Source organism: Extensimonas vulgaris (genome assembly GCF_003337425.1).
Classification (GTDB): Bacteria; Pseudomonadota; Gammaproteobacteria; order Burkholderiales; family Burkholderiaceae_C; genus Extensimonas; species Extensimonas vulgaris.
In genome coordinates this window covers 1-8,408 of record NZ_QPJU01000020.1, presented here as the reverse complement: position 1 = coordinate 8,408, position 8,408 = coordinate 1, and the positions used below count along the sequence as shown (strand labels likewise).

Sequence of the window (8,408 nt, the reverse complement as noted above, 5' to 3'; positions counted from 1 at the left end):
CAACCCCATCGCCATGGAAGAAGGTCTGCGCTTTGCCATCCGTGAGGGCGGCCGCACGGTCGGCGCCGGCGTCGTGGCCAAGATCCTTGATTGAGCAGCCAGTCGAGCAAGGAAAGAGCCATGTCCAAACAAAAAATCCGCATCCGCCTCAAGGCTTTCGATTACAAACTGATCGACCAGTCTGCCGCCGAGATCGTTGACACCGCCAAGCGCACCGGCGCCATCGTCAAGGGGCCGGTTCCTCTGCCCACACGCATGAAGCGTTTCGACATCCTGCGCTCGCCGCACGTCAACAAGACGAGCCGCGACCAGCTCGAAATCCGCACGCACCAGCGCCTGATGGACATCGTCGATCCGACCGACAAGACCGTCGATGCGCTCATGAAGCTGGACTTGCCAGCGGGTGTGGACGTCGAAATCAAGCTGCAGTGAGTATGCACGCGCGGCGGCGCCGCGCCTGTGCATAGCTGAAGCCACACGCGAGCCTTGTCCACAAGCGAGGTTCGCGTTATAATTTGCGGCTTCGTTTTTGCGCCGCGCAATCGGGCAAAAATGAAGTATTTATCAACCTTCTTCCATGCGCTGGTAGTGGTCAAAGCTTCGCCTTATAGGCGGGTTGGGACTGCAGTCGCGCAACGTCGCAGCCAATTGCAGTTGCGATGGTGGGAGTTTTGGAGAAACAACCAATGAGTCAGAGCAACTCCCTCGGGTTGCTGGGGCGCAAGGTGGGCATGATGCGTCTGTTCACCGATGACGGCGATGCAGTGCCTGTCACGGTGGTCGATGTGTCGAACAACCGCGTCACCCAGGTCAAGACCCAAGAGAACGACGGCTATGTGGCCCTGCAGGTCACTTATGGCGCGCGCAAAGCTTCGCGCGTGACCAAGCCCGAAGCCGGCCACCTTGCGAAAGCAGGCGTCGAAGCCGGTGAAATCATGCGCGAATTTCGCGTCAGCGCCGAAATCGCGGCGCAGTACCAGGCTGGCGCGACCTTGCCTGTTGCCTCGCTGTTCGCCGCGGGCCAAAAGGTCGATGTGCAGGGCACGACGATCGGTAAAGGCTATGCGGGCACCATCAAGCGCCACAACATGGGTTCGCAGCGTGCTTCGCACGGCAACAGCCGTTCGCACAACGTTCCCGGCTCGATCGGCATGGCGCAAGACCCGGGGCGTGTGTTTCCGGGCAAGCGCATGACGGGCCATCTGGGTGACGTCACGCGCACCACGCAAAACCTCGACATTGTTCGCGTCGACGAGGCGCGTCAGCTGCTGCTGATCAAAGGAGCGGTGCCGGGCTCCAAGGGTGGCTTCGTCACCGTTCGTCCCGCCGTCAAGGCGCCCGCTGCGAAAGGAGCGAACTGATGCAGCTCGAACTCCTCAATGAACAAGGCCAGTCCGCGTCCACGCTCGAGGTGCCGGAGACGGTCTTCGGTCGTGCCTACAACGAAGATTTGGTTCATCAGATCGTCGTTGCGTACCGTGCGAATGCACGCCAGGGTACGCGCGCCCAAAAAGACCGCCAGCAAGTGCGGCACTCGACCAAAAAGCCTTTTCGTCAAAAAGGCACGGGCAATGCACGTGCAGGTATGACGTCTTCGCCGCTGTGGCGTGGGGGCGGTCGAGTGTTTCCGAATTCTCCCGACGAGAATTTTTCGCAAAAAATCAACAAGAAGATGTACCGCGCCGGGATGTCTTCCATCCTGTCGCAGCTGGCGCGCGAGGGTCGCTTGGCTGTGGTCGATTCGATCAAGCTCGATTCGCCCAAGACCAAAGCACTGGCCAGCAAGTTCAAGGCCATGAATCTGGATTCGGTTTTGGTGATCGCCGACGAAGTCGATGAAAATCTGTACCTGGCCTCGCGCAACCTGAAAAACGTCTGCGTCGTCGAGCCGCGTTACGTAGACCCCGTGTCGCTCGTGTTTTACAAAAAGGTGCTTGTCACCAAAGGCGCGATCGACAAACTCAAGGAGATGTTCGCATGAGCGCGCCCAAGTTTGACGAAGGCCGCCTGATGCAGGTGCTGGTCGCGCCCATCGTGTCTGAAAAGGCCACCATGGTCGCAGAAAAAGCGAATGCCGTGGCCTTCAAGGTGCTGCAAGACGCCGCCAAGCCTGAGATCAAGGCGGCTGTGGAGATGTTGTTCAAAGTCCAGGTGCAGGGCGTGTCCGTGCTCAACACCAAGGGCCGGCAAAAACGGTTTGGCAAAACCATGGGTCGTCGCGACAATGTGCGCAAGGCCTATGTCACGCTCAAGCCCGGCCAAGTGCTGGACATCACCGGGGGAGCTGCGTAAACCATGGCTGTCATCAAGATGAAACCCACTTCGCCGGGCCAGCGCGCTGCGGTGAAGATCTCGCGTGATCACCTCTACAAAGGCGAGCCTTATGCGCCGCTGTTGGAGCCCCAGTTCCAGAAAGCCGGTCGCAACAACAACGGTCACATCACGACGCGCCACAAAGGCGGTGGGCACAAGCACCACTACCGGGTGATCGATTTCAAGCGCAACAAGGACGGCATTCCGGCCAAGGTCGAGCGTATCGAGTACGACCCGAACCGTTCGGCGCACATCGCATTGGTGTGCTACGCCGATGGCGAGCGCCGCTACATCATCGCTCCGCGTGGGGTGCAGGAAGGCGCCACGCTGCTGAGTGGCTCGGAGGCGCCGATCCGCGCCGGCAACACGCTGCCGATTCGCAACATTCCGGTGGGTTCGACCATCCATTGCATCGAGCTCAAGCCCGGTGCCGGTGCGCAGATTGCGCGCGCTGCGGGTGCTTCGGCAACGCTGCTGGCGCGCGAAGGCACCTATGCGCAGGTGCGCATGCGTTCAGGCGAAGTGCGCAAGATCCATATCGAGTGCCGCGCCACGATTGGCGAGGTCGCCAACGAAGAACACAGCCTGCGCCAGCTCGGCAAGGCCGGCGTGAAGCGCTGGATGGGCATCCGCCCGACGGTGCGCGGCGTGGCCATGAACCCGATCGACCACCCGCACGGTGGTGGTGAGGGGCGTACCGGCGAGGGCCGCCATCCTGTCGATCCCTGGGGCAATCTGACCAAGGGCTATCGCACCCGCAACAACAAGCGCACGCAGAACATGATCGTGTCGCGCCGCAAGAAGTAAGGGGTAGCAAATGACTCGCTCGCTCAAAAAGGGTCCGTTTGTTGACCATCACCTGCTGGCCAAGGTCGAAAAGGCCATCGCCACCAAGGACAAGAAGCCCGTCAAGACCTGGTCGCGCCGCTCCATGGTCCTGCCCGAGTTCATCGGGCTGACCATCGCCGTGCACAACGGCAAGCAGCATGTGCCGGTCTATATCACCGACCAGATGGTGGGGCACAAGCTGGGCGAATTCGCCCTCACGCGCACCTTCAAGGGTCACCCCGCGGACAAGAAAGTCCAGAAGAAATAAGGAACGACCATGTCTGAAACACGTGCAGTCCTCCGGGGCGTCCGGTTGTCGGTTGACAAGGGGCGCCTGGTCGCTGACCTGATTCGCGGCAAAAAAGTGGATCAGGCGCTGAACATCCTGAATTTCACGCAGAAAAAAGCGGCAGGAATCATCAAGAAGGTGCTCGAGTCGGCGATCGCCAACGCCGAGCACAACGACGGTGCCGACATCGACGAACTGAAGGTCAAGACCATCTACGTCGAGCAGGGCACCACGCTCAAGCGCTTCACGGCGCGCGCCAAGGGCCGCGGCAATCGCATCAGCAAACCCACGTGCCATGTGTACGTGACCGTTGGCACCTGAAAGCCTGAAGGAATACCATGGGACAGAAAATCCATCCGACCGGCTTCCGACTTGCGGTCAGCCGCAACTGGGCCAGCCGTTGGTACGCCAACAACCGCGATTTCGCCGGCATGCTTGCCGAGGACATCAAGGTGCGCGAGTACCTCAAGTCCAAGCTCAAGAACGCCGCCGTCTCGCGCATCCTGATCGAGCGCCCCGCCAAGAACGCGCGCATCACCATTTACTCGGCCCGCCCGGGCGTGGTGATCGGCAAGAAGGGCGAAGACATCGAGAACCTGAAGAAGGAACTCACGGCGCGTCTGGGCGTGCCCGTGGCGGTGAACATCGAAGAAGTGCGCAAGCCCGAGATCGACGCCAAGCTGATCGCAGACAGCATCACGCAGCAGCTCGAAAAGCGCATCATGTTCCGCCGCGCCATGAAGCGCGCGATGCAAAACGCGATGCGTCTGGGTGCCCAGGGCATCAAAATCATGTCTGCGGGGCGCTTGAACGGCATCGAAATCGCGCGCACCGAGTGGTACCGTGAAGGCCGCGTGCCGTTGCACACGCTGCGCGCCGACATCGACTACGGCACCTCTGAAGCCAAGACCACCTATGGCGTGATCGGCGTCAAGGTGTGGGTCTACAAGGGTGACACGCTGGGCCGCAACGACCTGCCCGCAGCCGAAGCGCCGCGTGCCGAGGAAGAGCGCCGTCCACGTGGCCCGCGCCGCGATGGCCGTCCTGGCGATCGCGCAGGTGACCGTGCCGGCGCTGGCCGCGCACGCCGCCCGTCTGTGAACGCTGCGCCTGCCGATGGCAGCGACAAACCTGCCGGTGCCGCTAGCACCGACGCCAACACCGCCGTTAAGCGCGTTCGCAAAGACGCGCCCGCTACAGCAGCGGACGGTAAAGGAGAATAAACATGCTGCAACCTGCTCGTCGCAAATACCGCAAGGAGCAAAAAGGCCGCAACACCGGTGTCGCCACGCGTGGCAACACGGTGGCCTTCGGTGATTTCGGCCTCAAGTGCACCGACCGCGGCCGCCTCACGGCGCGCCAGATCGAAGCCGCACGTCGCGCCATCTCGCGCCACGTCAAGCGCGGTGGCCGCATCTGGATCCGCGTGTTCCCGGACAAGCCGATCTCGACCAAGCCGGCCGAAGTGCGTATGGGTAACGGCAAGGGCAACCCCGAGTACTACGTGGCCGAAATCCAACCCGGCAAGGTCGTGTTCGAAATCATGGGCGTGCCCGAAGAACTCGCCCGCGAGGCCTTCCGCTTGGCTGCAGCCAAGCTGCCGCTGCGCACCACCTTTGTCAGCCGCCTGGTCGGCGCTTGAGTGCAGGAGCCATCATCATGAAAACTTCTGAACTGCGCCAAAAAGACGTGGCCGCTCTCGAAGCCGAAATCAAGTCTTTGCAAAAAGCCCATTTCGGCCTGCGCATGCAAAAAGCCACGCAACAGCTCGCAAACACTGCCACGTTGCGCGAAACGCGCCGTGCGATTGCGCGCGCCAAAACCATTCTTGCCGAAAAGCAAGCCGCTGAAACCTCCAAGGCTTAAGGAGCGAACATGACGGAAGCAAAAAAATCCCTCAAGCGCACCCTGGTCGGCAAGGTCGTCAGCGACAAGCGTGCGAAAACCGTGACCGTGCTCGTGGAGCGCCGCGTCAAGCACCCGCTTTACGGCAAGATCGTGATCAAGTCGAGCAAATACCACGCTCATGATGAGAATGGTGAATACCATCTCGGCGATCTGATCGAAATCACCGAGAGCCGCCCGCTCTCCAAGACCAAGAACTGGGTCGCATCCCGCTTGGTGCAAAAGGCTGGATTGCTTTAAGCCCAGCTTTTTTAAGCCCATCGCCGCGCGGGCTGCAAAGCCCCGGCAAACGACCCACAATGTGCGACCCACATCGTGGGTCGTTTTGTTTTTACGGGCTTTGCTTGGCGGGCGCATGGTGCGCCCCGGCGGAAGCCGCGGAGGAGAAACTTCATGATCAAAGTCGGAGATAAGCTGCCTGCCGTCACGCTGATGGAATACATAGACACGCCCACCGAAGGGTGCAGCCTGGGCCCCAACCCCGTGCCGGTGCAGCAGGCGGCAGCGGGCAAGACCATTGCCCTGTTCGCCGTGCCCGGTGCCTTCACGCCCACCTGCTCGGCCAAGCACTTGCCGGGCTACGTCGAGAAGGCCGCTGAATTCAAGGCCGCCGGTGTCGATGAAATCTGGTGTGTGAGCGTGAATGACGCGTTCGTGATGGGTGCCTGGGGCCGTGAGCAAAATGTGCAAGGCAAGGTGCGCATGCTTGCCGATGGAGATGCGGAGTTTGCCAAGGCCACAGGGCTGACCTTGGACTTGACTGGCAAGGGTCTGGGGTTGCGCAGCAACCGCTATTCGATGCTGGTACGCGACGGCACGGTGCTGGCACTCAACGTCGAGGCGCCGGGCAAATTCGAGGTCAGCGACGCCGACACCTTGCTGGCCCAAGCCAAAAAGCTCAAAACCTGAGGCCGCAGAAAGCTCCTGTAATGGGAGCTTTCAGCGCAGGAGGATAAAGGGCTGAGGGCCAAAAATGCTCTCAGTCTTTCAGGCGATGTCCGCTTTCAGGTAATGGGCGCCCGCCAGCGGGTTGTGGTAGTAGGGTGGGATTTCGGTGAAGCCGAGATCGGCGTAGAGCGCGCGCGCCGCCTCCATCTCGTCGAGGGTGTCGAGCAGCACGCAGGCGTAGCCCGCCTGCCGTGCAGCGTCGAGCACGGCTTGCGCGAGTTCGCGCCCGAGGCCGAAGCCGCGGAAGGCTTTGCGCACGTACAGGCGCTTCATCTCGGCCGCATTCGGGTAGTCGGCGCTGTCCAGCGGGCGCAAGGCACAGCAGCCCGCGATTGCGCCATCGACCTGCGCGAGCAGCAGGCAGCCGCGCGGCGCTGCGTAGTGACCCGGGAGCGCGGCCAGTTCTTCCTCAAAGCCCTGAAAGTCGAGCGGCACACCGAGGCTGTCGGCATATTCACGAAAAATCTCGCGCGTGGCCTCGATTTCCTCGGCACTCGAAGGGGTCAGCAAAGTGATTTGGGGCTTGTCCACGGTAGTCGGAAAAAGCGCTGGAGCCGCAAAGTGTATCGCCGGCCCGCTGGTCAGAGGGCGTCGAGCCGAGACACCCACCATGCTGCTGCAGCACAAAGACCAAAAAGCAGCAGCGCGCCAAGGCGCGTCCAGACGTCGTCGCGCGCGGCAGGCGCGGGCGTGGGAAGCTGCTTGTCGCCATGCAACATGGGAGGCACCAGCTTTTGTTTCTTTTTGACGGTGTAAAAGACGATGGCCAGCACGTGCAGCGTGACGAGCGCCAGCAGCAGCACCTTGCCGACCTCCGTGTGGTAGGCCGTGGCGAGCTCCACGGTGGCCCCTGAGACGAAGCGCGTGAGTGGCCCGGCGAAGGCGATTTCATCGTCGCTCATCAAGCCCGAGCCAACCTGCGCGGCCAAAAGCAGCAGCATGGCAAGCACGGACCAAGCACCGAGTGGATTGTGTCCGACCATGTCGGTGGGCTCGTGGATGCCACGCAGGTAACGCAATGCCCGGGCGGGAGACGATAAAAAGGTGCCAAAGCGCGACCAGTACCCGCCTACGAAGCCCCAGGCCAGCCGAAACAGCAGTAGCGCGAGCACCGTGTAGCCAAAGCGGAAATGCCACACCATGGCATTGTCGCCGACTTCGCCCGTAACCACGAGGCCGACGACGCACAGCACCAGCGCCCAGTGAAACAGGCGCGTCGGGAGATCCCAGACGCGAACGGTGTAAGCCATGAAAATGCTCCTTCCAAAAGTCTTAGATACACGACGAGGCCCCATTGTGCAAGAGAGCCCCGGCCGGCCTGCAATGCCCGAGCGGCGTGCTCGCGCATGGACAAATCACGGCATACTGCGCGCTGGAAATTTTCCGTTCGCAACGCCAAGGAGATTGACGATGAAAACTTTTGCCGCCCTGACTCTTGCCGCAGCCGCGGTGTGTGTGAGCCTGCCCGCTGCGGCGCAATTCGCCAAAGCCGAAGATGCCGTGCACTATCGCCAGGGTGCTTTGTTCGTGATCGGCCAGCATTTCGGGCGCATAGGCGCGATGGTCAACGGCAAGGCGCCGTTCGACGCCAAGGCCGCGCAGGAGAATGCCGAAGTGGTGGCCAACCTGGCCAAGCTGCCTTGGGCCGCCTTCGGGCCGGGCACGGAGGGCGGCAAGGCCAAGCCGGAAGTCTGGAAGGAATCCGCCAAATTCAATGAAGGTGCGGAAAAATTCCAGGCCGAGGCGGCAAAGCTCCTGGCCGCGACCAAAACCGGCAACCTCGAGCAGATCAAGACCGCTTTCGGTGCCACGGCGAACACGTGCAAAGCCTGCCACGACGACTTCCGCAGCAAGTGATAAGAGAACGTGCTGGATGACGAGTGCTACGCATAAAGTAGCTGCCTGCGCTTGATGTACCTGCCATAGCGGCCGATTTCATTGTGAATCGGCGGCTAGGAGCCTGTCGGACTTTGGAATCGTCGGCTGCGAATGCGCCGCAGCGGCCCATTTTTTACCGGCTTCTTGCCCCATAAGTAAACGTTCGAAACCATCATGGATTCCTTGATTGGCGCAATAATTTCGTACCATGACCGTCCATGCCCCCGCTCGCTCATCCTCCAGCCGC

17 protein-coding genes are annotated in these 8,408 nt (G+C 61.4%); 14 read left to right on the top strand and 3 right to left on the bottom strand.

Annotated features, from left to right (window positions below; translation table 11 throughout):
• From DFR45_RS14165 to DFR45_RS14105, 13 genes are all read left to right on the top strand, one after another.
• A partial coding sequence (locus DFR45_RS14165) for an EF-Tu C-terminal domain-related protein (protein WP_479684405.1) occupies positions 1 to 94 on the top strand: 94 nt, incomplete at its 5' end.
• Positions 95 to 120: 26 nt separating this feature from the next.
• Entirely contained in the window at positions 121 to 432 is a 312-nt protein-coding gene (rpsJ, locus tag DFR45_RS14160) for a 30S ribosomal protein S10 (protein WP_005796953.1), read from the top strand.
• 254 nt (positions 433 to 686) lie between these two features.
• Positions 687 to 1,361 carry a 50S ribosomal protein L3 gene (rplC, locus tag DFR45_RS14155; protein WP_114484382.1) on the top strand — a complete coding sequence of 225 codons (675 nt, stop codon included), beginning with the start codon at positions 687 to 689 and terminating at the stop codon, positions 1,359 to 1,361.
• Positions 1,361 to 1,981: a 50S ribosomal protein L4 gene (gene rplD, locus DFR45_RS14150; RefSeq protein WP_114484381.1), complete on the top strand. Its 621-nt coding sequence runs from the start codon at positions 1,361 to 1,363 to the stop codon at positions 1,979 to 1,981. Before rplC ends, rplD begins: the two co-directional genes overlap by 1 nt.
• Positions 1,978 to 2,292: a 50S ribosomal protein L23 gene (rplW, locus tag DFR45_RS14145; protein WP_114484380.1), complete on the top strand. Its 315-nt coding sequence runs from the start codon at positions 1,978 to 1,980 to the stop codon at positions 2,290 to 2,292. The genes rplD and rplW overlap by 4 nt, the downstream gene beginning before the upstream one ends.
• Before the next feature lie 3 nt (positions 2,293 to 2,295).
• A complete protein-coding gene (gene rplB / locus DFR45_RS14140) occupies positions 2,296 to 3,120 on the top strand; it encodes a 50S ribosomal protein L2 (protein ID WP_114484379.1) in 825 nt (274 codons plus the stop codon).
• Between the two features lie 10 nt (positions 3,121 to 3,130).
• A complete protein-coding gene (rpsS, locus tag DFR45_RS14135; protein ID WP_114484378.1) occupies positions 3,131 to 3,409 on the top strand; it encodes a 30S ribosomal protein S19 in 279 nt (92 codons plus the stop codon).
• Between the two features lie 9 nt (positions 3,410 to 3,418).
• Positions 3,419 to 3,751 (top strand): 50S ribosomal protein L22, encoded by a 333-nt coding sequence (gene rplV, locus DFR45_RS14130; protein WP_114484377.1) that lies wholly within the window; start codon positions 3,419 to 3,421, stop codon positions 3,749 to 3,751.
• A 17-nt stretch (positions 3,752 to 3,768) separates the two neighbouring features.
• Positions 3,769 to 4,653: a 30S ribosomal protein S3 gene (gene rpsC, locus DFR45_RS14125; protein WP_114484376.1), complete on the top strand. Its 885-nt coding sequence runs from the start codon at positions 3,769 to 3,771 to the stop codon at positions 4,651 to 4,653.
• 2 nt (positions 4,654 to 4,655) lie between these two features.
• Complete coding sequence (rplP, locus tag DFR45_RS14120; protein ID WP_114484375.1) at positions 4,656 to 5,072, top strand: 50S ribosomal protein L16; 417 nt, start codon at positions 4,656 to 4,658, stop codon at positions 5,070 to 5,072.
• Positions 5,073 to 5,086: 14 nt separating this feature from the next.
• Positions 5,087 to 5,296, top strand: coding sequence for a 50S ribosomal protein L29 (rpmC, locus tag DFR45_RS14115; RefSeq protein ID WP_114484383.1), 210 nt, complete (start codon positions 5,087 to 5,089; stop codon positions 5,294 to 5,296).
• Positions 5,297 to 5,305: 9 nt separating this feature from the next.
• Positions 5,306 to 5,575 carry a 30S ribosomal protein S17 gene (gene rpsQ / locus DFR45_RS14110; protein ID WP_114484374.1) on the top strand — a complete coding sequence of 90 codons (270 nt, stop codon included), beginning with the start codon at positions 5,306 to 5,308 and terminating at the stop codon, positions 5,573 to 5,575.
• Between the two features lie 153 nt (positions 5,576 to 5,728).
• Positions 5,729 to 6,244: a peroxiredoxin gene (locus DFR45_RS14105; protein WP_114484373.1), complete on the top strand. Its 516-nt coding sequence runs from the start codon at positions 5,729 to 5,731 to the stop codon at positions 6,242 to 6,244.
• A 78-nt stretch (positions 6,245 to 6,322) separates the two neighbouring features.
• Here DFR45_RS14105 and DFR45_RS14100 read toward each other — a convergent pair whose 3' ends face one another.
• Both DFR45_RS14100 and DFR45_RS14095 read right to left on the bottom strand, forming a co-directional pair.
• On the bottom strand, positions 6,323 to 6,814 hold the full coding sequence (locus DFR45_RS14100; protein ID WP_114484372.1) for a GNAT family N-acetyltransferase: 492 nt from the start codon (positions 6,812 to 6,814) through the stop codon (positions 6,323 to 6,325).
• Positions 6,815 to 6,864: 50 nt separating this feature from the next.
• Positions 6,865 to 7,533, bottom strand: a complete 669-nt coding sequence (locus DFR45_RS14095) for a cytochrome b/b6 domain-containing protein (RefSeq protein WP_114484371.1) — start codon at positions 7,531 to 7,533, stop codon at positions 6,865 to 6,867.
• A gap of 160 nt (positions 7,534 to 7,693) precedes the next feature.
• Here DFR45_RS14095 and DFR45_RS14090 point away from each other — a divergent pair, with 160 nt between their 5' ends.
• Positions 7,694 to 8,140 carry a c-type cytochrome gene (locus tag DFR45_RS14090; RefSeq protein WP_114484370.1) on the top strand — a complete coding sequence of 149 codons (447 nt, stop codon included), beginning with the start codon at positions 7,694 to 7,696 and terminating at the stop codon, positions 8,138 to 8,140.
• 78 nt (positions 8,141 to 8,218) lie between these two features.
• On the opposite strand, the gene DFR45_RS14610 is transcribed toward DFR45_RS14090, so the two are convergent.
• Positions 8,219 to 8,408: hypothetical protein (locus DFR45_RS14610; RefSeq protein WP_211306515.1), on the bottom strand; the 190-nt coding region annotated here is incomplete at its 5' end.

Excerpts from the sequence above, each read along its gene's own strand:
- DFR45_RS14105 (WP_114484373.1), top strand. The coding sequence starts at position 5,729 with ATGATCAAAGTCGGAGATAAGCTGCCTGCCGTCACGCTGATGGAATAC.
- rplP (WP_114484375.1), top strand. The coding sequence starts at position 4,656 with ATGCTGCAACCTGCTCGTCGCAAATACCGCAAGGAGCAAAAAGGCCGC.
- rplV (WP_114484377.1), top strand. The coding sequence starts at position 3,419 with ATGTCTGAAACACGTGCAGTCCTCCGGGGCGTCCGGTTGTCGGTTGAC.
- DFR45_RS14090 (WP_114484370.1), top strand. The coding sequence starts at position 7,694 with ATGAAAACTTTTGCCGCCCTGACTCTTGCCGCAGCCGCGGTGTGTGTG.
- rplW (WP_114484380.1), top strand. The coding sequence starts at position 1,978 with ATGAGCGCGCCCAAGTTTGACGAAGGCCGCCTGATGCAGGTGCTGGTC.
- DFR45_RS14095 (WP_114484371.1), bottom strand. The coding sequence starts at position 7,533 with ATGGCTTACACCGTTCGCGTCTGGGATCTCCCGACGCGCCTGTTTCAC.
- rpsQ (WP_114484374.1), top strand. The coding sequence starts at position 5,306 with ATGACGGAAGCAAAAAAATCCCTCAAGCGCACCCTGGTCGGCAAGGTC.
- rpsJ (WP_005796953.1), top strand. The coding sequence starts at position 121 with ATGTCCAAACAAAAAATCCGCATCCGCCTCAAGGCTTTCGATTACAAA.
- rpsC (WP_114484376.1), top strand. The coding sequence starts at position 3,769 with ATGGGACAGAAAATCCATCCGACCGGCTTCCGACTTGCGGTCAGCCGC.
- rplD (WP_114484381.1), top strand. The coding sequence starts at position 1,361 with ATGCAGCTCGAACTCCTCAATGAACAAGGCCAGTCCGCGTCCACGCTC.
- rpsS (WP_114484378.1), top strand. The coding sequence starts at position 3,131 with ATGACTCGCTCGCTCAAAAAGGGTCCGTTTGTTGACCATCACCTGCTG.
- rplB (WP_114484379.1), top strand. The coding sequence starts at position 2,296 with ATGGCTGTCATCAAGATGAAACCCACTTCGCCGGGCCAGCGCGCTGCG.
- rplC (WP_114484382.1), top strand. The coding sequence starts at position 687 with ATGAGTCAGAGCAACTCCCTCGGGTTGCTGGGGCGCAAGGTGGGCATG.